At 74.5% G+C, this 20687-nt stretch carries 20 protein-coding genes; 10 read left to right on the top strand and 10 right to left on the bottom strand.

Translation table 11 applies throughout. The features are described 5' to 3' along the window. Positions 1–73: 73 nt before the first annotated feature. Positions 74–1354, bottom strand: coding sequence for a serine hydrolase domain-containing protein (locus tag ACZ5OX_RS30575; RefSeq protein ID WP_465634476.1), 1281 nt, complete (start codon positions 1352–1354; stop codon positions 74–76). Between the two features lie 339 nt (positions 1355–1693). Between ACZ5OX_RS30575 and ACZ5OX_RS30570 the strand changes: the two genes are divergently transcribed. After that, positions 1694–2590: an alkaline phosphatase family protein gene (locus ACZ5OX_RS30570; RefSeq protein ID WP_465634475.1), complete on the top strand. Its 897-nt coding sequence runs from the start codon at positions 1694–1696 to the stop codon at positions 2588–2590. A 10-nt stretch (positions 2591–2600) separates the two neighbouring features. On the opposite strand, the gene ACZ5OX_RS30565 is transcribed toward ACZ5OX_RS30570, so the two are convergent. After that, the gene (locus ACZ5OX_RS30565) at positions 2601–3944 is read right to left on the bottom strand and encodes an MFS transporter (protein ID WP_465634473.1); all 1344 of its coding nucleotides are present in this window, start codon (positions 3942–3944) and stop codon (positions 2601–2603) included. An 84-nt stretch (positions 3945–4028) separates the two neighbouring features. Between ACZ5OX_RS30565 and ACZ5OX_RS30560 the strand changes: the two genes are divergently transcribed. The 3 genes from ACZ5OX_RS30560 (at position 4029) to ACZ5OX_RS30550 (ending at position 5285) form a co-directional block, all read left to right on the top strand. Next, positions 4029–4562 carry a MarR family winged helix-turn-helix transcriptional regulator gene (locus ACZ5OX_RS30560; RefSeq protein WP_449790691.1) on the top strand — a complete coding sequence of 178 codons (534 nt, stop codon included), beginning with the start codon at positions 4029–4031 and terminating at the stop codon, positions 4560–4562. Positions 4563–4969: 407 nt separating this feature from the next. Beyond that, positions 4970–5113, top strand: coding sequence for a hypothetical protein (locus tag ACZ5OX_RS30555; protein ID WP_465634471.1), 144 nt, complete (start codon positions 4970–4972; stop codon positions 5111–5113). Next, positions 5106–5285 carry a hypothetical protein gene (locus ACZ5OX_RS30550; protein ID WP_392877972.1) on the top strand — a complete coding sequence of 60 codons (180 nt, stop codon included), beginning with the start codon at positions 5106–5108 and terminating at the stop codon, positions 5283–5285. The genes ACZ5OX_RS30555 and ACZ5OX_RS30550 overlap by 8 nt, the downstream gene beginning before the upstream one ends. 13 nt (positions 5286–5298) lie before the next feature. Here the strand turns inward: ACZ5OX_RS30550 and ACZ5OX_RS30545 are convergent, their stop codons facing one another. Beyond that, on the bottom strand, positions 5299–6570 hold the full coding sequence (locus ACZ5OX_RS30545; protein WP_465634470.1) for a DUF5685 family protein: 1272 nt from the start codon (positions 6568–6570) through the stop codon (positions 5299–5301). 230 nt (positions 6571–6800) lie between these two features. Between ACZ5OX_RS30545 and ACZ5OX_RS30540 the strand changes: the two genes are divergently transcribed. Genes ACZ5OX_RS30540 through ACZ5OX_RS30530 form a run of 3 tightly spaced genes read left to right on the top strand, consistent with a single transcriptional unit; the run spans position 6801 to position 9607 of the window. Then, positions 6801–7364, top strand: coding sequence for a helix-turn-helix domain-containing protein (locus tag ACZ5OX_RS30540; protein ID WP_392915644.1), 564 nt, complete (start codon positions 6801–6803; stop codon positions 7362–7364). Then, positions 7361–8887 (top strand): MFS transporter, encoded by a 1527-nt coding sequence (locus tag ACZ5OX_RS30535; RefSeq protein ID WP_465634468.1) that lies wholly within the window; start codon positions 7361–7363, stop codon positions 8885–8887. Before ACZ5OX_RS30540 ends, ACZ5OX_RS30535 begins: the two co-directional genes overlap by 4 nt. A gap of 27 nt (positions 8888–8914) precedes the next feature. Further along, a complete protein-coding gene (locus tag ACZ5OX_RS30530) occupies positions 8915–9607 on the top strand; it encodes an alpha/beta fold hydrolase (protein ID WP_449790696.1) in 693 nt (230 codons plus the stop codon). A gap of 41 nt (positions 9608–9648) precedes the next feature. Here the strand turns inward: ACZ5OX_RS30530 and ACZ5OX_RS30525 are convergent, their stop codons facing one another. Continuing rightward, positions 9649–11097: a DUF2252 domain-containing protein gene (locus tag ACZ5OX_RS30525; RefSeq protein ID WP_465634467.1), complete on the bottom strand. Its 1449-nt coding sequence runs from the start codon at positions 11095–11097 to the stop codon at positions 9649–9651. A 248-nt stretch (positions 11098–11345) separates the two neighbouring features. On the opposite strand from ACZ5OX_RS30525, the gene ACZ5OX_RS30520 reads away from it, so the two are divergent. Beyond that, positions 11346–11786: a ribosomal maturation YjgA family protein gene (locus tag ACZ5OX_RS30520; protein ID WP_465634575.1), complete on the top strand. Its 441-nt coding sequence runs from the start codon at positions 11346–11348 to the stop codon at positions 11784–11786. Positions 11787–11823: 37 nt separating this feature from the next. Here the strand turns inward: ACZ5OX_RS30520 and ACZ5OX_RS30515 are convergent, their stop codons facing one another. Then, positions 11824–12606, bottom strand: a complete 783-nt coding sequence (locus ACZ5OX_RS30515; protein ID WP_465634465.1) for an SGNH/GDSL hydrolase family protein — start codon at positions 12604–12606, stop codon at positions 11824–11826. Between the two features lie 340 nt (positions 12607–12946). On the opposite strand from ACZ5OX_RS30515, the gene ddaH reads away from it, so the two are divergent. After that, on the top strand, positions 12947–13774 hold the full coding sequence (ddaH, locus tag ACZ5OX_RS30510; protein ID WP_465634464.1) for a dimethylargininase: 828 nt from the start codon (positions 12947–12949) through the stop codon (positions 13772–13774). On the opposite strand, the gene ACZ5OX_RS30505 is transcribed toward ddaH, so the two are convergent. The 5 genes from ACZ5OX_RS30505 to ACZ5OX_RS30485 all read right to left on the bottom strand — a co-directional run bounded on the left by ACZ5OX_RS30505 (position 13761) and on the right by ACZ5OX_RS30485 (position 18553). Continuing rightward, the gene (locus tag ACZ5OX_RS30505; RefSeq protein WP_465634462.1) at positions 13761–14480 is read right to left on the bottom strand and encodes a LutC/YkgG family protein; all 720 of its coding nucleotides are present in this window, start codon (positions 14478–14480) and stop codon (positions 13761–13763) included. The genes ddaH and ACZ5OX_RS30505 overlap by 14 nt on opposite strands. Then, on the bottom strand, positions 14477–15871 hold the full coding sequence (locus ACZ5OX_RS30500; RefSeq protein ID WP_465634574.1) for a lactate utilization protein B: 1395 nt from the start codon (positions 15869–15871) through the stop codon (positions 14477–14479). Before ACZ5OX_RS30500 ends, ACZ5OX_RS30505 begins: the two co-directional genes overlap by 4 nt. A gap of 17 nt (positions 15872–15888) precedes the next feature. Beyond that, positions 15889–16650 (bottom strand): (Fe-S)-binding protein, encoded by a 762-nt coding sequence (locus ACZ5OX_RS30495; RefSeq protein WP_465634460.1) that lies wholly within the window; start codon positions 16648–16650, stop codon positions 15889–15891. 186 nt (positions 16651–16836) lie between these two features. Next, positions 16837–18018 carry a globin domain-containing protein gene (locus ACZ5OX_RS30490; protein WP_449790702.1) on the bottom strand — a complete coding sequence of 394 codons (1182 nt, stop codon included), beginning with the start codon at positions 18016–18018 and terminating at the stop codon, positions 16837–16839. Between the two features lie 73 nt (positions 18019–18091). After that, positions 18092–18553 carry an RrF2 family transcriptional regulator gene (locus tag ACZ5OX_RS30485; protein WP_465634459.1) on the bottom strand — a complete coding sequence of 154 codons (462 nt, stop codon included), beginning with the start codon at positions 18551–18553 and terminating at the stop codon, positions 18092–18094. A 265-nt stretch (positions 18554–18818) separates the two neighbouring features. Between ACZ5OX_RS30485 and ACZ5OX_RS30480 the strand changes: the two genes are divergently transcribed. Next, on the top strand, positions 18819–20429 hold the full coding sequence (locus ACZ5OX_RS30480) for a YVTN family beta-propeller repeat protein (protein WP_465634458.1): 1611 nt from the start codon (positions 18819–18821) through the stop codon (positions 20427–20429). Positions 20430–20687: the final 258 nt, after the last annotated feature.

Below are 20687 nucleotides of genomic sequence, written 5' to 3'. Positions count from 1 at the left end.
CACTGACCGGCACCGACCGGTGTGCCCGCTCCCGGTCGTACCGGGCGCGGGCACACCGGCTGAGCGGCCGGTGTCAGATCCTGGTGTCCTCCACCACCGGCAGCGAGTTCACCGGTGCCGAGGCCGGGTCGGCGGCCGGCGCCGACGCCGGTGCGAACGCCGTCCGCGACTCGGCGGCGGGCCGCTTGCCGCAGAAGGCCGGCTCCAGGGTGTTCATCAGCCCCTGCGTCACCGAGCCGTTGTTGGAGGCGTTGGCGAAGACCACCACGCTGCGCCGCCCGTCCGGGGTGGTGAAGGACTGGCTGTTGAAGCCCTGCACGATGCCGCCGTGCCCGTACACGTCCCCGCAGGAGAGCGAGATGCGGCGCAGGCCCAGGCCGTAGGAGATCTTCGCGGTGGGCGTGGGCAGGGCGGCGGTCATCTGCCGGAGCGAGGCGTCCGAGACGAGCCCGCCGCTGCCGCCGGCCGTCAGCGCGGCGAGGAAGCGGTCGAGGTCCTCGGCGGTGGAGATGACGGCCCCGGCGCTCCACACCCAGGAGCCGGTCTGCTCGGTGGAGTCCAGGAGCGGCTTCGTCCGGTCGTCGTTGGTGAGGTAGCCGGTGACGTGGGCGCCGCGGATCGCCTGCTCGGGCACCACGAAGGAGGTCCTGCGCAGGCCGAGCGGCTGGATGATCCGCTCGTTCAGCACCTCCGGGAACGGCCGGCCGGTGAGGTGTTCGACCGCCAGGCCCATCAGCACGAAGTCGGTGTTGGAGTAGGAGTAGCGGGTGCCGGGGGTGTACTGCACGCCGTGCTTGACGGACATCGCCACCAGCTCGCGCGGGTCGTACACGGTGGTGCGGATGCGCGCCTCGAACGCGCTGGTGGTCTCCTCGCCGGCCTGCTCCAGCAGGTCGTCGGTGTGGTCGAAGATCCCGGCCCGGTGCTCCATGACCTGGCGGCCCGTCATGGTCCAGCCCTCCGGCAGGGTGCCGTCGGGCAGGTACTCGCGCAGCGGCCGGTCGAGGTCGATAAGGCCCTCCTCCACCAGCTGCATCACGAGAACGGCGGTGAACATCTTGCTGTTGCTGCCGACCCGGAACCTCCACGAGGAGTTCATCGGGGTCCCGTCCAGGTCGGCCAGGCCGACGTTCACCGAGCGGGTCCGGTCGATGGTGCCGTGGTCGCGGATCACCGCGAAGGCGCCCGGGGCACCGGCCGCGGTGGTGGCCTCCAGGGCGGCGCGCACGCCGGCGAGGTCGGGGGCGGTCGCGTCGGTGGTGTCCCGGCCGGCCGCCGCGGCGGGCAGGGCGCCGGTCGCCACGAGGACGGCGCCGGCGGCGGCCACCGCGAGCGGACGCAGAAGGCTGGTCATCGCCATGTTCCTCGGCTCTCTCGTCAGCTGACGCGGTGTCGGACCGCGTCGTTCGGAGATCACTATCACCGTCCCGGCGGCCGGTGGCAATGTGAACCGATTCGCCCGCATTCTCCGTTGTCAGCGGGGGGTCCGACCGGTCTCACCGTCCGTTTCCCACGCCGGGGCCAAGGTTTCACCTGCCGCCGCCTACCCATGTCGGCGGCGGAGCCCCATGCTGTTCGGGCGCCTTTCTCGCCGGTCGCACCCCAGGCGCCGCACCGGAACGCCGCATCCCGGCGGCAGGCACCTCCCGTCCCGGGCCCGCTCACCGGGCCGTCTCCCACCCGAGGAATTGTCATGACTTCGTCCATGAAAGCCATGAGCCCCCGCTCCCGTCGCACCGCGACCGCGATCGGCTCCGCCGTCGCTCTGCTGGCCGCCTCCGCCGGCCTCTGGGCGGCGACCGCCACCACCGCGCAGGCGGCGGCCCTGCCCACGCCCGACCACATCGTCGTGGTGGTGATGGAGAACCACGCCTACTCCCAGGTCGTCGGCAGCAGCAGTGCGCCGTACCTCAACAACACCCTGATCGCGGGCGGCGCCAACCTCACCCAGTCGTACGGCATCACCCACCCGAGCGAGCCGAACTACTACGCGCTGTTCTCCGGCTCCACCCAGGGCCGGGTCGACGACAGCTGCGTGAAGGTCGGCGGCTTCCAGAGCGCCAACCTGGCGTCCGAGGTGATCGCCGCCGGCAAGACCTGGGCCAGCTACAACGAGACCCTGCCCAGCGAGGGCAGCACCGTGTGCAGCAGCGGCAAGTACGCGCAGAAGCACAACCCCTGGTTCGGCTTCGGCAACGTGCCGCTCAACTCGGCCAAGACCTTCGCCCAGTTCCCGGCCGACTACAGCACCCTGCCGAACGTCTCCTTCGTGGTGCCGAACCTCTGCAGCGACATGCACGACTGCTCGGTCGGCACCGGCGACACCTGGATCAAGAACAACCTGGGGGCGTACGCCGCCTGGGCGCAGACCCACAACAGCCTGCTGGTCGTCACCTTCGACGAGGACAACTCGCTGTCCGGCAACCGGATCCCGACCGTGGTCTACGGTGCCCACGTGACGCCCGGCAGCAGCAGCTCCACCACCTACAACCACTACAACGTGCTGCGCACCCTGGAGGACCTGGCCGGCACCACCGGCCACGCGGGCAACGCGGCCTCCGCCGCCGACATCACCGGCATCTGGAACTGACCCGCGGCGATCAGGACCTGATCCCGGCCCGAGCCCCGGCCTGGGGCTGAGCCTCGGCCTGGGGCTGGGCCTCGGCCTGGGTCCGCGCCGGGTTCCGATCCCGGGCCGGTGGCCGGACGGCCACCGGCCCGGGTGCGGTCACGGGCTCGGCTCCGGCCGCCGCCCGGGCGCCGTACCGCCGGACGCCGGGTACCGCCGCCGTGCCCGCGCAGCACAGCGTCACCAGGGCCGCCGTCGCCAGCAGCGGCGTCCGCTCGCCCCAGGCGTCGGCGGCCAGCGGCGCCAGGACGTACCCGATCGGGGCGGCGGCCAGCGAGAGCAGCCAGTCGTACGAGGTGACCCGGGCCAGCGTCCCCGGCGGGAAGTCCTGCTGGACCACCGTCTCCCAGAGCGGGTTGAGGAAGCCCAGCCCGGCCATCGCCACCGCCTGCGCGGCCACCGCGACCGGCGCCGGGGCCGGGAGGGCGAGCGCGATCAGCGGCAGCCCGAACAGCGCGAGGGCGAGGTTTCCGACCAGGACCGGGCGGCGGGGCCGCAGCCGTCCGGCGATCAGCGAGCCGACCAGCAGGCCCACCGCTCCCGCCTGGGTCAGCGCCACCCAGGCGCCGTCCCCGCCGAGCCGGGTGGCGGCGATCAGCGGGCCGAGGGTGAGCAGCACGGCGCTCGCGCCGTTCCACACCCCGTGGGCGATCAGGCTGGTCCAGTACCAGTCCCGGGAGCGCACCTCGCTCCAGCCCTCGACGAGGTTCCGGCGCAGCGAGCGCGGCTCGGCGGGCACGTGGTCGACGCGCAGGCGGGAGAGCAGCGCGGCGCTCAGCGCGAAGGACGCGCCGTCCAGCACGAACGCCCAGCCGGGCCCGGTGGTGTACACCAGCAGGCCGGCGAGCGCCGGTCCGCCGAGTCGGGCGGCTCCGGTCGCGGTGCCGAGCAGGGCGTTGGCGCGCAGCCGCAGCTCGCCCCGGACGGTGGCGGCGACCAGTGGCGAGGCGGTGGGCATGGCGAAGGCGGAGGCGATGCCGCCGACGGCCGAGGCGGCCGCGATGTGCGGCAGGCTCGGGTGTCCGCCGAGCAGTTCGAGGCCGACGAACAGCTGGGCGAGGGCCCGGACGAGGTCGGTGGCGAGGGCGACCAGGCGGGCGTTGTAGCGGTCCCCGATCACCCCGCCGACCGGCAGCAGGAGCAGCTTGGGCACCATCGCGCAGCCCAGGACCAGGGCGAGTGCGGCGGAGGAGCCGGTGGCGCGGGTGATGGCGATGGCCAGGGCGGCCGGGACCGCGGCGTCGCCGAGGGTGGAGACCGTCCGGCCGATGAAGAGCAGGCGGAAGCCGCTCAGGTGCAGGGGGTGTCGTGTCACGCATCGCACTGTATTTCGGTAGCGAAATTTCGGCAACGAATATTTTGACGCCGTCGTTTCTGTGGTGGTTTGTAGACTCCTCGCATGGCCGAGCATCCTCCCGAGCGCCCAACCGAGAAGCCCGCCGCGTCCCGCGACTGGACGGACGGTCACGTCGACCGCTGGCAGCCGGTGCTGCCCGGCCTCGACCCGGACATCGAGGCCTCCGTGACCCGGATGTCCCGGCTCACCCGCCACCTCGGCCGGGTCCGCGAACAGGGCGTCGCCGACTACGGCCTGCACAAGCACGAGTTCGACACCCTGCACGTGCTCGCCGGGCGCGGCGGCCACGCCGCCCCCTCCGACCTGCGGGCCGACCTCAACCTCGCCCCGGCCTCGGTCACCGGCCGGCTGGAGACCCTGGAGCGCCGCGGCTTCGTCCTGCGCACGCCGTCCACGGAGGACCGCCGGAAGGTCGACATCGTGCTGACCGAGGCCGGGCGCGCCGCCTGGCAGGAGGCCCTGGAGGTGGTGGGCCGGGAGGAACGGCGGCTGCTCGGAGTGCTGTCCGAGGATGAGCGGCGCACCCTGGCCGACCTGCTGCGGAAGGTGATGCTCGCTCAGGAGGGCGAGGAGTAGCGGCACCCGCCCCGGCGGCCGGGGTCGACCCGCGCGGGCCGTCCCTGGTGCCGATGGGGGCGTGCGATTCGAACCCGCGCCGGTGCCCGACGACGTGGGGGCGCGGCCCCGGGACGGGCGGGGCTACCCGGTGCCGGCGATCACGCCCTGGCAGGGCGACGTGCCGCAGTTCGCGCTGACCGACCACGGGCGCAGCGCCGACTGCGCGTCGGAGCGGCTGTGCTCGGTGTGCGGCCGGTTCATGGAGCGCGGCCCGGCTGCTGCTGGAGGCGACGACGGCCCGGTAGCCCCTCGCCCGGCCGCCCCGGACAACCGCCCTGCGGTCGGGGCGGACCGCACCGGGCAAGCACATTTCGCGTCAACACGCGTTTATCTCCCATTGATCGTCGCCGCCTAGCCTCGGGCCCATGGACGAGAGAGTGGCCGAGTGGCCGGGGGCGTTGCCCGAGGGGCGGATGACGGAGCAGGACACCGAGCGGTTCCGGCAGTTGCTGGCGCGGCTGGAGGACTCGCTGGCGGTGGACCGGAAGGCGGCGGGCCGCGATGCCTGAGTGCGCCGAGCTGTGCCCGCCGGCGGTGATGCCGGTGGCCGTCCTGCCGCTCTGGCGGCGCGGCGAGGCGGGGCAGGACCGGAACGCGGACCGGCCCGGGGTGCTGCGGGGGCACCCCGGGCCGGTGGCGGCCGGTCAGGAGCGGGAGGCCGACGCCGCCCGGAGGGGCTGACCGGCCGACCGCGTCAGCAGTCGCACCCGCAGTCGCACCCGCCGCAGCAGTCCCCGTCGCAGCAGTTGCAGCAGTCACAGCAGCCGGAGCAGTCGCAGTCGGGGCAGTCGCAGTCGTGCCGCTGGCAGAAGCCCTCGCGGCGCTCGCGGCTGAACGGGTCGTTGTGGTCGCAGCAGAGCAACTGGCAGCTGCAGGCCATCAGCGCCCACACGGCGCACCCGGCGAGCAGGTTGCGCGGGTTCGGCGGCTTCTCGCCGGGCGGGGTGAAGCCGGGGCCCTGCGGCACCCACGGCGGGACCGGCGCCTGGCCGGGGGGCGTCTCCCGCGGCGGAGCCTGGTGCGGGTGCTCGCCCGTGGTGCCGCCCGCCGCACCCGTGGTCGCGGCATCGCCGGCCGAGGCCGGACGGCGGCAGCTCGCCCCGTGCCGGGCCGGGCCGAAGACCCGCTCCACCGCGCGCTCGGTCTCGTGCGCGAGCAGGACGTGCACCAGCGCGCGGTCGGTCAGTTCGACCTCGCCCAGCGCGAGCCGGATGCCGTGCACGGCGTCCCGGCAGAGCCGCTCGGCCTCGGCGCGGTCGGTCCCGGTGGCGGTCAGCGGGTTCCAGGCGCCGGAGGCCGCGTCGGCGGCCTGGTCCTCGGCGGCGTCCAGGAGGTGGGCGAGCCGGCCGAACAGCCGCCCGGCCTCGGCGAGCGGGGCGGCGTTTCCGGGGCGCCCGGCGATCACGGCGGTGTGTGCGAAGGCGGCCGCGGTGGCGGTCTCGGTGGGCTCGGTGACCAGCAGGACGGAGCCGCCGGGTCGCAGCGAGCGCTCCAGCTCGCCCTGCCGGGAGGCCGCGTCGAGCAGTACGGCGGTGTCGAAGCCGACGATCGAGGCGCTGCCCGCGCTCTTCCGGTCCCAGCGCCGGGTGACGGCCCGGGCCCCGGCGGCGACCGGGCGGCGGGCGAAGACGCCGTCACGGTCCTCGACGTGGTCGCGGATCTTGACCGAGGCGAGTGCCAGGGACACGGCGGCGGCGAGGCGGGCGCCCTCGCCCTTGGCGACGGAGGCGGTCCGCATGCCGCGCAGCGGGCAGGGCCCGGCGGTGCGGCGCCAGGAGGAGTCCTCCCGGGCGGCCTGGGACTCGACCAGCACGGAGATGATCAGACCGTCGTAGTTGGTCGCCGTCCGGGCGAGCTGCCCGTGGTCGTCCCGCAGCGCGAGGCAGAGCCCGCACAGGTGGGCCATCCACGAGGTCTGCAGGCGCTCGGACAATCGATGCCTACACGGTCTGATGATGCCGAACACGCTGGTCCCCCTCGCCTCACGGGCCGCCGACCGGCCACGATTCGGCGCACATCATATGATCGGCGCCCCTCGCGGGCCGAGGCCCCGTCAAGCCGCGGCTTCGAGCGGGACGACGGTCGCCCACCCCTCCTGGGGTTCCGGGGATCGCGTCACTCCTGAGGTTCCGGGCAGACGGATCCGGCGGCCCTCGCCCGGTGAGTGGATCTCAGATCCGGGATAGCATCACGAATATGGGAATCGACACGGCCGCCGACGAGCGGCTGGCACAGCGGCTCGCCGAGCTGAGGCTGGAACACGGGTGGACCCTGGAGGAGTTGGCCCGGCTGGCGGACGTCAGCCGGTCGACGCTGTCACGGGTGGAGCGGGCGGAGGTCAGTCCGACGGCCGCGCTGCTCGGGCGGCTGTGCGCCGTGTACGGGCGGACCATGTCGCGGCTGCTGGCCGAGGTGGAGTCAGGCCCGGACCGGCTGGTGCGCGCCGGGGAGCAGCAGGTCTGGCGGGACGGGACGACCGGGTTCGTCCGCCGGTCGGTCTCGCCGCCGCACGGCTCGCTGCGGGCGGAGATCATCGAGGGCCGGCTGCCGGCCGGCGCGGACATCGCCTACGACCGGGCCTGCCCGCCCGGCCGGGAGCACCACCTCTGGCTGTTCGAGGGGAACCTGGAGCTGACGGTGGACGGCGAACCGCAGCCCCTGGGCCCCGGCGACTGCCTGCGCTACGTCGGCGCCACCAACCGCTTCCGCAGCCTCGGCCCTGGCGAGGCCCGGTACGCGTTGGTGGTGGTCGAACCGTGAGCGCCGCCACCGGCCCGATAGCCGAGGAGCCCGGGAGGAGCAGGGCCCCCGAAGGGTCCGGGAAGTCCCAGCAGCCCAAGGAGCGCTTCGACGCCGCCGGGCGCCGGGTCCTGTTGGTCTGCGTCGCGGGCGGCTTCACGACGCTGCTCGACCAGTCCGTCCTCAACACCTCCATCCCCGCCCTGCGCGAGACCCTGCACGCCGGGCCCGCCGACCTCCAGTGGATCGTCGCCGGCTACTCGCTCGCCTTCGGCCTCGCACTGATCCCCGGCGGGCGGCTCGGCGACGTCAGGGGCCGCAAGTGGTTCTTCGTCACCGGCCTCGCCCTGTTCACCCTGGTCAGCCTGGTCTCCGCGACCGCCACCGAACCCGGCGTGCTGATCGCCGCCCGGCTGGTGCAGGGCGCGGGCGCCGGCCTGGTCAACTCCCAGATGATCGGCACCCTCCAGGACGTCTTCGACGGACAGCTGCGGGCCCGTGCCCTCGGCATGTACGCCGTCACCGGCAGCCTCGCCTTCGCGCTCGGCCCGCCGATCGGCGGCGCGGTACTGGCCCTGGCCGGCCCCGAGCACGGCTGGCGGCTGACCTTCCTGCTCAACGTCCCCTTCGGCCTGGCCACCGTCGCCCTGGCGGCCCGTCACCTGCCGAAACCCCGCCCCAGCGCGCGGAACGCCAACCTCGACGTCGTCGGGCTGCTGCTGGTCGCGGCGCTCACCCTGGCCCTGATGCTGCCCTTCGTCCGGCCGCCCGGCTGGACCGGCTGGCTCGCCTTCGCCGCCGCCGCCCTGCTGCTGCTCGGCGCGCTCGCCTGGTGGCAGCGCCGCTACGCCCGGGCCGGCGGCCGGCCACTGATCCACCCGGCCCTCACCCGCTCCGCACCGTACGCGCTCGGGACGGCCACCGCGATGGCCCAGTTCGGCTCCTCGCTGGCCGCCTCGCTGGTCCTGACCATGTTCCTCCAGGACGGCCTCGGCCTCTCCCCGATGGGAGCCGCGCTGGTCGCGCTGCCCTCCGCCGTGGCGATGGGCGTGGCCTCCGCGCTGGCCTGGCGGGTCGTCCAGCGCCACGGCCGGCGCACCGTCACCGCCGCGATGGCCGGCTCCGCGCTCGCCATACTGCTCAGCGGGCTGCTCGCGCACTGGGCGTCCGTCGCCGTCCTGCCCTGGCTGCTGGCGCTGCTGCAACTGCTCGGCGGCGCCTCGATCGGCCTGATGGGCTCCACCAACCAGGCGTACGTGCTGCGCCACGCGCCGGCCGAGGCGGCCGGGGTGAGCGGGGCGATCCTGCAGATGGCCCAGCGGATCGCGGCGGCCGTCGCGGTCTCGGCGCTGTCCGGGGTCTACCTGCGGGAGACCGCCGGCGGCGGCGGGCACCGCTCCGCCTACCTGACGGCGAGCGTGGTGTGCGCCGCGGTGGCCGGACTCGCCGTCCTGACCTCGGTGTTCGCCGGCCGGGCCGCGGCGCGGGAGCAGCGCGAGGACGAACCGGTCGCGGTGAGCCGAGGGCGAACGCCGGTCCGCTAGCCGAGACCGGCCCGTACCGTGGCGGGCATGACCGACGTACGGAACCGGACCGTGGACCTGCCCGGAGCGACGCTCGCCTACCGCGAGAGCGGACGGCCAGGCGGACCGCCGCTGGTACTGCTGCACGCCCTCGGCGAACGCGCCGCCGACTGGGACACCGTCCTGCCGGACCTCGCCCCCGCCCACCGCGTGTACGCGCTCGACCTGCGCGGCCACGGCGACAGCTCCCGCACCGCCTCCTACTCCCTGGAGGCGATGCGGGACGACGTGCGGGCCTTCCTCGACGCCCTCGGCCTCGCCCGGGTCGACCTGGTCGGCCACTCGATGGGCGGCGCCGTCGCCTACCTGCTCGCCCAGGCCGCGCCGGAGCGGATCGACCGGCTGGTCCTGGAGGACATCCCCGCGCTGTACCCGCGCCCGGCGAGCGCGCTGCCCGAGGACCCGGACCCGGACGTGCACTTCGACTGGGCGATGGTCCGGGCGGTCCGGGCCCAGCTCGACGACCCCGACCCGGCCTGGCGGGCGGGCCTGGCCCGGATCACCGCCCGCACGCTGGCGGTGGCGGGCGGCCCGGCCAGCCACATCCCGCAGGAGCGGATCGCCGAACTCGCCCGGCTGATCCCGGACTGCCGCCTGGTCACCGTCGAGGCCGGGCACCTGGTGCACGCGGCCCGGCCGGCGGAGTTCGTCGCCGCGGTGGCGCCGTTCCTGGCCCGCTGAACCGCCGGGGCCGCCCGCTGAGCCGCCAGGGGCCGGGCGGATCAGACGCCGTGCTCGACGGGCAGCCGCCCGTTGCGCACCGCCGTCAGCAGGTCCGCGTGGTCGGCCTCGGTGCGGTCCGCGTAGGCCACCGCGAAGGCGGCGACCGCCTCGTCCAGCGCCTCGCTCTTGCCGCAGTACCCGGCCAGCAGGCCCGGGTCGACGGTGTGCGAGTGCGCCCGGGCCAGCAGGGCACCGGTGATCCGGGCGTAGTCGTCCAACTGCGAGGGCTGCAGCGCGGCCGGGTCGACACTGCCCTTGCGGTTACGGAACTGCCGTACCTGGTACGGGAGTCCGTCCACCGTCGTCCAGCCCAGCAGGGTGTCGCTGACCACCTGCATGTGCTTCTGGCCGAGCACCACCCGGCGGCCCTCGTGCCCGTCCGGCTCCGACTGCGCCCCGGCCGGCAGGTACGGCAGCAGCACGGACGGACGGGCCTCCTTCACCTGCAGCACCAGCGGCTGGTCGCGGTGGTCGGTGAGCAGCACCACGTACGAGCGGGTGCCCACGCTGCCGGTGCCCACCACCCGGAACGCCACGTCCTGCACCCGGTAGCGGGACAGCAGGGTGCGCACCTCGGCCGGCACCGTCTTGACGTACGGGCCGAGCGCGTGGGCGACGGCGCGGGCGGTCGCGTCGGTCACCTCGGTGAGCACCGGGGGAGCGGCCGTGAAGCGCCAACCGCCGTCCGCGGTCCGGGTGGTGCTGCGGGCGGCGAACCGCGCGCTGGTGTTGCCGAGCGCCTTCGCGCCGACCTTCCGCAGCACCTCGGCGAGGTCGTGCGCCTCGGCGAAGGAGACCAACTGCTCGTCCGCGATGGCGTTCCAGGCGTCCAGTCCGGGGAGCTTGGCGAGCGTGCGCACGGTCCGGCGGTAGGAGCCCGCCACGTGCTGGGCGGCCTCGCGCGCGGTGGCCTCGCTCGCCCCGGTCTCCCGGGCGGCCAGCACCAGGCTGGCGGCGAGCCGCTTGAGGTCCCACTCCCAGGGGCCGCGGACGGTCTCGTCGAAGTCGTTGATGTCCAGCACGATCTGGCCGCGCGCATCGCCGTACAGGCCGAAGTTCGCGGCGTGCGCGTCCCCGCAGAGCTGCGCGTTCACCCCGGTCACCGGGGTGCCCGCGAGATCGGCGGCCATCAGTCCGGCCGAGCCGCGCAGGAAGGCGAACGGGGTCGCGGCCATCCGGCCGACCCGGATCGGCACCAGCCGGGCTATTCGGCCGGTGTTGGAGGCCTCCAGCGCGGTCACGGCCGTCGGCCGGTCGGGCGCGGGCGTGAACTCCGCGTGCCGCTCCCGGGGCACCCGCGTCCGCAGCTCCTTGCCGCGTTCCCGCGCCCGCCCGTCCTGCGCCGAGGCGAACCCGGCCACCGCGAACCCGCGCCGGGTCCGCTCGTCCCGCCCCGCCGTCGGCCCCGACTGCGCCTCGACCACCTCGGCCCCACCCACGTGCGCCACTGTCCCAGCCCGTCCCTTCCGGTCCTCACCCCGCCCGCGACCTGCGCGGACGTTCGTTCGGGGGGATGGACGTACGGGGTGGCGTGGTGGTTCCGGGGGAGGGCGGTCCGCTTGCGGTGTGCGGTGTGCGGTGTGCGGTGTGCGGTGTGTGGGGGCGGCGAGGAGTGCGTGGGGCGCGGGCGCGGCGGAGAGGGCGAAGGCCCCTGGGGCAGCGTGCGTTCGAGGGAGGGGAGGTGCCGGGTAGCGTGGTGCGGGTGAACGATCTCGGGGGGAACGGTCTTCGGGCGCACCGGCGTACGCGCCTGGCGGCGGGGTGCGCCGCCGTGCTGACGGTGGTGGCCGGGCTGGGCGTGCGGGCGGTGCTGGGCGGGGAGTTCGCCAAGTGCGCCGGGGACGCGCTCTACACCGTCCTGCTGTACGCCCTGCTGGTGCTGGCCGTGCCGAGGGTGCGCCCCGGCCGGGCCGCCCTGCTGGCCGCCGCGCTCAGCTGGGCCGTGGAGCTGTTCCAGCTCACCGGTCTGCCGGACGCCTGGGGGCGGCACAGCACGGCGGTCCGGCTGGTGCTGGGCTCGACCTTCAACCCGCCGGACCTGCTCTGGTACCTGGTCGGCGCGGGCTGTGCGGGCCTGCTCCACCGGCTGCTGCGGACCTCACGGGTCGCAGCAGCCGGTGGAGCGGGAGTCGCCTGAGCGGGAAGCCGCCCGATCCGACCGTCCTGACGGAGTGTCAGAGCGGAAGCAGCTCCGGTCGCTTGGGCTCGAGGTGGTCGCCCGAGGACTCGCCGCGCAGACGCCGGCCGACCCAGGGCAGCAGGTGCTCACGGGCCCACTGGATGTTCTCCCGCCGCTGGTCGGCGGGGCTGAGCGCGCGGGCGTTCGGCCACGGGGCCTCCGGGTCCTGCTCGGTGCGCAGGCCCAGCGAGCGGGCGGCCAGCAGGGCGACCCGCTGGTGGCCCTCGGGGGACAGGTGCAGGCGGTCCTCGCTCCACGCGTGGCGGTCCTGCACCGCGCGCAGCGACCACAGGTCGGCCACCTTGCAGCCGTTGCGGTCGGCGACGGCGCGCATGTGCCCGTTGTAGGTGGCGATCTTGCCGCGCAGGTGCTTCAGCAGCGGCACGTCCTTGGTGTCGAAGCCGGTGCAGATCAGCACCGTTCCGGCGTTCTCGGTGAGTTGGACGACGGCGGCCTCGAAGCGCTCGGCGACCTCGTCCGGGTCGGCGCCCAGCCGGAGGATGTCGTTGCCGCCGGCGCAGAAGGTGACCAGGTCGGGCTGGAGGCGCCGCACCTGCGGCACCTGCTCGGCGGTGATCTGGTCCAGCAGTCGGCCGCGCACCGCGAGGTTGGCGTAGCGGAAGGCGCCCGGCGGGCGTCCGGCGGCGAGGAGCCCGGCGAGGCGGTCGGCCCACCCGGCGAACCTGCCGTCGACGCCAGGATCGTTCAGACCCTCGGTGAAGCTGTCCCCGAGGGCGGCATACGAATCGAGGTCAAGGGTCTCCTGGAGATTCGGCATGAAGGAGATAGTTCACCCAATCAAGTGACCTACGCCACCGTAGGTGACCCCGGCGGCACGTGAGATGGGCCACGTGCCCTCCTCGGCCCTCTCCGCCGGGCGCCGGGCGGCGGCTGCCGCCCGGCGCCCGGCGGCAGCCACCCGATGTCCGCAGAACGGCCCCGGCGGTCCGATGCGCCGGTGCCTGCGCCGGGTGCGCGGGGGCGTGCGACCGCCGGGAGCGCCCGTCCGGTGTGCGAACGGTTCCGTCGGGGCAGCCGCCTTGGGAACGAAGGTGTTCGGCCCCGCGAACCCCGAACTCCACGCGACGAACTCCCCGCGATCCAAGGATGGTTGAGCCATGCTCACGCAGAATCCGGAGCGCCACGCCCGGCCGCGGCGCTACCTGATGTGCCGGCCGACGCACTTCACCGTGAACTACACGATCAACCCGTGGATGGACCCCTCCCAGCCCACCGACACCGCGCTCGCCCTGCGGCAGTGGGAGCGGCTCTACTGGACGTACCGCCGGCTCGGCCACACCGTCGAGCTGATCGACCCGGTGCCCGGCCTGCCCGACATGGTGTACTCCGCCAACGGCGCCACCGTGCTGGACGGCCGGGCCCTGGTCGCCACCTTCCGCCACCCGGAGCGGGCCGCCGAGTCGGAGGCCTACCAGGCCTGGTTCCGCGAGCGCGGCTACCGCGAGGTGCGCCGCGCCGGGCACGTCAACGAGGGTGAGGGCGATCACCTGGTGGTGGGCCGCCGGGTGCTCGCCGGGACGGGCTTCCGCACCTCGCGCGCCGCGCACGCCGAGGCCGGGGAGCTGTTCGGCGTCCCCGTGGTCAGCCTGACCCTGGTCGACCCGCGCTTCTACCACCTGGACACCGCACTGGCGGTGCTCGGCGACGACCACGTCATGTACTACCCGGAGGCCTTCGACGCCGACAGCCGCTCGGTGCTGCGCGCGCTCTACCCGGACGCGATCCTCGCCGACCGCTCGGACGCCGAGGTGTTCGGGCTCAACGCGGTCTCCGACGGCCGCCGGGTGCTGCTGCCGGAGGCCGCCAAGAACCTGGCCGGCCGTCTGGTCGAGCACGGGTACCAGCCCGTCCCGGTGGACGTCTCGGAGCTGTTGAAGGGCGGCGGCGGGGCGAAGTGCTGCACCCTGGAGCTCAGGCCGGAGTGAGGGCCCGCCCGGAGCCGGTTCCCGGCGCCGTGACCAGCAGCACCTCCAGGGTGCGCGGCCCGTGCACCCCCTCCACCCGGTCCAGCTCGATGTCGCTGGTGGCGGACGGCCCCGAGATCCAGGTCTGCGGCCGTACCGGATCGAGTCGGGGCAGCGCCAGCGGCACCGAGGCGACGACCTGCTCCGGCGCCCGCACCACGCAGACGTGGTGGTCCGGGACGAGTGAGAGCAGCCGCCGCCCCTGGCCGGGGCCCGCGTCCAGCACGATCGTCCCGGTCTCGGCGACGGCCAGCGCGCAGCCGGTCACCACGCTGTCCACCGCTTCCAGTCGGGCGGCGGTCAACGTCCCGTCGTCCGGGAGGAGTTCGATCCCCTCGGCCTCGGCCGCGGTGAGCCAGGCGGGCGGCAGCCCGGCGGGCACCACGGCCGTCCTGCTGCCCCGCTCGACCAGCAACCCGGCGATCCTCCGGGGCAGTTCGTCCTCGGGGCAGCGGTGCACCAGGGCCCGGTAGTCGGCCAGGTTGCGGTGCAGCAGGTCGAGCAGCGCCGCTGGGTCGTCCGGCGGCACGTGTGCGGTCAGGTAGTCGCGGGGCAGTGGCTGTTCGGCGACGGCGGCGGTGTCGCCGAGCGCGGCCCGGATCCGGCCGAGGACCAACTCGCGGGAGCTGGACGGCCGTTCGGGCGGGTTGCGGTCGGACGTGGTCATCCGCGGTTCCTCTGCCACCAGTCGCGGAACGGTTCGGCCGGCACCTCCGGCAGGTCCCGGGTGTCGCTCCAGGCCCGTCCGGGCCCGGGCAGCCGGCGCGGGTGCAGCCGCCGGGTGCGGCCGGCCAGCCGCTCGGCGGCGGTGAGCGCCGCCGGGTGGTCCAGCACGAACCCGGCGGCCGCCATCGCGGCCCGCTCCAGCGGGTGTCCGCCCTGCTCGGCGACCCGCTCGCGCAGGTGCACCAGTACCTCGGGGATGTCGATCGCCACCGGGCAGACCTCGTAGCAGGCCCCGCAGAGCGAGGAGGCGTACGGCAGCGAGGCGTCCACCGGGCTCGCGGTACCGCGCAGTTGGGGCGTCAGGATGGCGCCGATCGGCCCCGGGTAGACCGAGCCGTAGGCGTGCCCGCCGGCCCGCTCGTACACCGGGCAGACGTTGAGGCAGGCCGAGCAGCGGATGCAGCGCAGCGCCTGGCGGCCGATCCGGTCGGCGAGCGCGGCGGTGCGGCCGTTGTCCAGCAGCACCAGGTGGAACTCGGACGGGCCGTCGCCCGCCGTCGTCCCGGTCCAGAGCGAGGTGTAGGGGTTCATCCGCTCGGCCGTGGAGGAGCGGGGGAGCAGTTGGAGGAAGACCTCCAGGTCCCGCCAGGTCGGCACGACCTTCTCGATCCCGACCACGGAGATCAGCGTGCGCGGCAGGGTGAGGCACATCCGGCCGTTGCCCTCGGACTCGACCACCACCAGGGTGCCGGTCTCGGCGACCATGAAGTTGGCGCCGGAGACGGCGACTTCGGCGCGCAGGAACTTCTCCCGCAGGTGCAGCCGGGCGGCCTCGGCGAGTTCCGCGGGGGAGTCGGTGAGGCCCTCGGGCGCCGGGCGGCCCCAGGAGGCCATCCGGTCGGCGAAGACCTCCCGGATCTCGGCGCGGTTGCGGTGGATCGCCGGCACCAGGATGTGCGAGGGCCGGTCGTCGCCCAACTGCACGATCAGTTCGGCGAGATCGGTCTCGTAGGCGGTGATCCCCTCGGCCGCCAGCGCCTCGTTGAGCTCGATCTCCTGGGTGGCCATGGACTTGACCTTGACGACCTCGGTCCGGCCGGTGGCCCTGACCAGTCCGGCGACGATCCGGTTGGCCTCCTCGGCGTCGGCGGCCCAGTGCACGGTGCCGCCGGCCGCCGTGACGGACTCCTCCAACTGCACCAGGTAGCGGTCGAGGTGGCGCAGCGTGTGGTCCTTGATCGCCTTCCCGGCGGCGCGCAGCCGCGCCCAGTCGGCGAGTTCGGCGACGGCCCGGGCCCGTTTGTCGCGGATGGTGTGGGTGGCGTGCCGCAGGTTGGCGCGCAGCCGCTCGTCCCGTACGGCCCCGGCAGCGGCCTCGGGGAAGGCGGGCATGCCGAGGAACGCGTGCCTCACGACGGCCTCCAGGGGTGTTCCTCGGTGCTGGCCAGGATCTCCGCCAGGTGCAGCGGCCGCAGCGGCGCGCCCCGGCGGCGCAGGGTGCTGCCGAGGTGCAGCAGGCAGGAGTTGTCGGCGCCGCACAGCACACGGGCGCCGGTGCTCAGCGCGTTGGCGATCTTGTCTTCGGCCATGGCGGCCGACACCGCCGCGTTCTTGACCGCGAAGGTGCCGCCGAAGCCGCAGCACTCCTCCGCCCCGGGCAGCTCGACCAGTTCCAGGCCCCTGACGGCGCCCAGCAGCCGGCGCGGGCGCTCGCCGAGGCCGAGCAGGCGCAGGCCGTGGCAGGACGGGTGGTAGGTGACGGTGTGCGGGAAGTACGCGCCGACGTCCTCGACGCCGAGCACGTCGGTCAGGAACTCGGTCAGTTCGACCACCCGGGGCACCAGCGCGGTGGCCAGGTCGGCGAGTTCGGTGCCCCGGCCCTCGGTGGCGGCCCGGGCGCCGATCCGGGGGTAGTTGTCCCGGACCATCGCCACGCAGGAGCCCGAGGGCGTCACCACGTGGTCGTACCCGGCGAAGGCCCTCGCCGTCCGCCTGAGCAGCGGCTCGCAGGCCCTGCGGTAGCCGGTGTTGTACTGCGGTTGCCCGCAACAGGTCTGCCCGGAGGGGAAGTCCACCGCAACGCCGAGCCGTTCCAGCAGCCGGACGGTGGCCACCGCCGTGGCGGGGAACAGCGCGTCGTTGACGCAGGTGGCGAACAGCGCGACCCGCATCCGGGCTCCCTCCTGCCGAACTCCTGCCGAATTCCTGCCGAACTCCCGGCGGACGTACGGACGTACGCGCGCACGGACGGTGCCGGACGCCGAGCGGCACCGGGCCGCTCGTGATCGTACCGAGCGGACCGGTGCCGCGGTGGGACCTCGGGCGCCGAGCCCGGGCTCAGGCCCGGGGTCCGGGACTCAGGCGCCGAGCCACAGGTCCGGGCCGAACACCTCGTAGTGGATGTCCGCCGCCGGGACGCCCGCGGTCAGCAGTTGCTCGCGGACGGCGCGCAGGAAGGGGAGCGGGCCGCAGAGGTAGGCGGTGGTGCCGGCCGGGACCTCGACGGTGGAGAGGTCCACCAGGCCGGTGCGCTCGGCCGGCCACTCGCCGAGCGGCTGCTCGTAGAAGACGTGCGAGGTGGCGTTCGGCAGCGCGCTGGTGAGCTGCGCGAGCTCGGCCCGGAAGGCGTGGCTCAGCTGGTCGCGGTCGCCGTGGACGGAGACGATCCGCCGGGTGGAGCCGGTGGCGGCAAGGTGGTCGAGCATGGCGGTCATCGGGGTGTTGCCGATGCCGGCGGAGGCGAGCAGCACCGGGCCGTCGCCGTCGGCCAGGGCGATGTCGCCCAGCGGGGGCGCCAGCTCGATGGAGTCGCCGGCCTTCAGGTGGTCGTGCAGGTGGCCGGAGACCTCGCCGCCGTCCTCGCGCTTGACGCTGAAGCGCAGCGCGCCGTCGGCGCCGCCGGAGAGGCTGTACTGGCGGATCTGGTGGGCGCCGTCGGCCAGTTCGGTGCGCACCGAGACGTACTGGCCGGGGCGGAAGGCGGGCACCGGACGGCCGTCGGTCGGGCGGACCAGGTAGGTGGTGACGGCCTCGGTCTCCTGGACGCGGGCGACGACGGTGTAGGTGCGCCACAGGTCGGCCGGGTCACCGCCGGCGGCGACCTCGGCGCGCAGCCGGTCCTCGATGGCGATCAGCGCGTTGGCCATCAGCCAGTAGACCTCGTCCCAGGCGGCGGCGACCTCGGGGGTGACGGCCTCGCCGAGCACCTCCACGATGGCGGCGAACAGGTGCTCGTGGACGATCTTGTACTGGTCGTTGCCGATGCCGACGGAGACGTGCTTGTGGGCGATGCGGGCGAGCATCGCGTCCGGCCGCTGGTCCGGGTCGGCGATCAGCGCGGTGGCGAAGGCGGCTATCGAGCCGGCCAGGGCCTCGCGCTGGCTGCCGTTGGCCTGGTTGCCCCGGTTGAAGAGGTCGCGCAGCAGTTCCGGGTGCGCGGCGAACATCCGGTCGTAGAAGCGCGGGGTGATGTCACCGATGGCGGCGCCCACGACGGGCAGGGTGGCCTCGATGACCTCGGCGGACTTCGCGGACAGCATCAGACGGCTCCTTATTGGTATCTGAGATGCGTATTAAAGGCCGCAGGGTGGTACGCGGCCCCGGGTGGGCTGATCAGCCGGTGGGTCCGGCGGTCCCGGTGGGTGCGGTGGTCAGATCGAGCAGGACCGGACCGGTGGGGGAGGCCACCAGATCGGCGACCGAGAGGTGGTCGAGCGCCGCGAAGAACGCCTCCTGGGCGCCCCGCAGTGCCCCGCGCAGCCGGCACGCGGCCCGCAGCGGACACGGCGGATCGTCCTCGCAGCCGACCACGTCGCCGACCCCCTCCAGCTCCCGCAGCAGCAGCCCGAGCGAGCCGGTCCGCCCGGCGAAGGTGAGCGTCAGCCCGCCGCCGCGACCGCGTCGGGCCTCCACCACTCCCAGGTGCTGCAGCCGGCTGACCACCTTCGCCGCGTGGGTGTACGGCACGCCGACCGACTCGGCCACCTCGCGGGTGGTCGGGGTGTCGCCCTCGTCCAGGACGGCCAGTCGCATGGCGATCCGTAGGGCGATGTCGGTGCTCTTGGTCAGCCTCACGTTCGAAACGCTATCGAATGCGACTCTCCAACTCCAATTTTCTGCACGACTTCGATCGAGACCCTCGACACACCGGTTCGAAGAGGGTGCTTGCGATCGAATCTGAACAGTTGGCGACATTAGTGGTCACTCACTGACGGAGCGTCAGGGCGGCTCTTACGCTTCCCCCGGCTCCGAACACCACCACATCCGCACCGTTCGTACCGCCGAGCAGCTGGAGAGATCCGTGAGAACAGCCCGCACACCCCGCCGTACCCGGACGGCCGTGGCCGCGATAACCGCGACCACGGCCGCGCTGCTGGCGCTGCCCGCGACGGCCGAGGCCGTCACGCCGCCGCCGGGCGTCGCCGCGCACGTGGCGGTGGCGCCGTACCCGGCGGGCGTCGCGCTGACGCCGGACGGCGGCCACGCCTACGTGACCAGCCAGAGCAGCGGCGCGGTCAGCGTGCTGGACACCGCGAGCAACACCGTTTCCGGCACCTTCACCGCCGGGACGGGCTCGTACGCCGTGGCCGTCTCGCCCGACGGGCACCGGGCCTACCTGACGCACCACCTGGACAACACCGTCAGCGTCGTGGACACCGCCACCGACACCGTCACCGCGACCGTCCCGGTCGGCGCCCAGCCCTGGGGCCTCGCCCTCTCCCCGGACGGCTCCCGCGCCTACGTGAGCAACGCCGCCGCCGGCACCGTGAGCGTGCTGGACACGTCGTCCGCCACCGTGACCGCGACCGTCCCGGTCGGCGCCGAACCGCACGGACTGGCCCTCTCCCCGGACGGCACCCGGCTGTACGTCGCCGCCTCCGGCGCCAAGGCGGTCACTGTGGTCGACACCGCGACCGGCACGGTGAGCGGCACCGTCCCGGTCGGCCACAGCGCCTTCGGCCTCGCGCTCAGCCCGGACGGCACCCGGCTGTGGGCCGCCGACGGCGACGACGCCACCGCCGCGGTGATCGACACCGCGGCCGGTACGGTCCTCGGCACCGTCGCGGTCGGCTCCGGCCCCTACGCCGTGGCCCTCTCCCCGGACGGCGCGGCGGCCTACGTCTCCAACTACGCCGACAACACCCTCAGCGTGGTGGACGCCGCGAGCCGGACGGTCACCGCGACCGTCCCGGTGGGCGCGAGCCCGTACAGCCTGGCCCTGACCGCCGACGGGCGGCACGGCTACCTCGCCGACTTCGCCGGCAACGCCGTCGACGTGGTGAACTTCCCGCTCCCGGTGCCGGACGTGACCGCGATCAGCCCGAACGGCGGCTCCGGGCTGGGCGGCACCACGGTGACCATCACCGGCACCGACCTGGCCGGCGCCACCGGCGTGACCTTCGGCGCGGCCGGCGCCGCCACCTCCTTCAGCTGCACCAAGGCGAGCTGCACCGCGACCGCCCCCGCCACCACCGTCACCGGGCCGGTGGACGTCCGGGTCACCGCGCCCGGCGGCACCAGCGCCGTCGTCGCCGCCGACCGCTTCACCTACGCCGCCCCCGCCGCCCACCTGGGCGTCGCCCTCACCGCGACCCCGGTGACCGGGCTGCTCTCCAGCCGGGTCGACTACACCGTCACCCTCACCGGCCAGGGCCCCGACCCGGTGACCACGGCCACCGTCGCCGCCGACCTGCCCGCCGGGCTGAGCGCGACCTCCGGCGACTGCACGATCGCGGGAGGGAAGCTCGGCTGCGCGCTGACCGCGCCGCTGGCCAAGGGCGCGAGCACCACCCGGCACTTCTCGATCACGGTCGGCCTGTTCTCGCTGCTCCGCAGCTGGGACGTCACCGTGGCCCGCACCGCCGGGGTGCCCGCCGACCCGTCGCCCGCCACCAGCCGGGCCACCCGCAGCTGCAGCGCCGTCCTCGGCCTGCTGGTCACCTGCAAGTAGCGCCTGCCGGCCGCGTCCGGGCAGCCGCGTCGGGCCCCGCCGAAACCTTTCGGCAGGACCCGACGCGGTCTGGCGCGTCCCGGCGCTGCCTGGCGGGCGAACACCGACCGGCTCCGCAGGCGCCGAAGCACCTGGAAAGCGGCCGGGGGGGGGGGGGGAGGGGGGGGGGGGGGGGGGGGGGGGGGGGGAGGGGAGAGGGGGGGGGGGGGGGGAGGCGCAGTCCTACATCTGCTGGGGCAAAAACAACCGCTCGGCGTT

Source organism: Kitasatospora sp. NPDC032121, assembly GCF_055580145.1.
This window is presented reverse-complemented; position numbering and strand designations above follow the sequence as displayed.

Excerpts from the sequence above, each read along its gene's own strand:
- ACZ5OX_RS30530 (WP_449790696.1), top strand. The coding sequence starts at position 8,915 with ATGACCGACGTACGGAACCGGACCGTGGACCTGCCCGGAGCGACGCTC.
- ACZ5OX_RS30570 (WP_465634475.1), top strand. The coding sequence starts at position 1,694 with ATGACTTCGTCCATGAAAGCCATGAGCCCCCGCTCCCGTCGCACCGCG.
- ACZ5OX_RS30540 (WP_392915644.1), top strand. The coding sequence starts at position 6,801 with ATGGGAATCGACACGGCCGCCGACGAGCGGCTGGCACAGCGGCTCGCC.
- ACZ5OX_RS30560 (WP_449790691.1), top strand. The coding sequence starts at position 4,029 with ATGGCCGAGCATCCTCCCGAGCGCCCAACCGAGAAGCCCGCCGCGTCC.
- ACZ5OX_RS30550 (WP_392877972.1), top strand. The coding sequence starts at position 5,106 with ATGCCTGAGTGCGCCGAGCTGTGCCCGCCGGCGGTGATGCCGGTGGCC.
- ddaH (WP_465634464.1), top strand. The coding sequence starts at position 12,947 with ATGCTCACGCAGAATCCGGAGCGCCACGCCCGGCCGCGGCGCTACCTG.
- ACZ5OX_RS30490 (WP_449790702.1), bottom strand. The coding sequence starts at position 18,018 with ATGCTGTCCGCGAAGTCCGCCGAGGTCATCGAGGCCACCCTGCCCGTC.
- ACZ5OX_RS30575 (WP_465634476.1), bottom strand. The coding sequence starts at position 1,354 with ATGACCAGCCTTCTGCGTCCGCTCGCGGTGGCCGCCGCCGGCGCCGTC.
- ACZ5OX_RS30500 (WP_465634574.1), bottom strand. The coding sequence starts at position 15,871 with ATGCCCGCCTTCCCCGAGGCCGCTGCCGGGGCCGTACGGGACGAGCGG.
- ACZ5OX_RS30555 (WP_465634471.1), top strand. The coding sequence starts at position 4,970 with ATGGACGAGAGAGTGGCCGAGTGGCCGGGGGCGTTGCCCGAGGGGCGG.
- ACZ5OX_RS30495 (WP_465634460.1), bottom strand. The coding sequence starts at position 16,650 with ATGCGGGTCGCGCTGTTCGCCACCTGCGTCAACGACGCGCTGTTCCCC.
- ACZ5OX_RS30515 (WP_465634465.1), bottom strand. The coding sequence starts at position 12,606 with ATGCCGAATCTCCAGGAGACCCTTGACCTCGATTCGTATGCCGCCCTC.
- ACZ5OX_RS30505 (WP_465634462.1), bottom strand. The coding sequence starts at position 14,480 with ATGACCACGTCCGACCGCAACCCGCCCGAACGGCCGTCCAGCTCCCGC.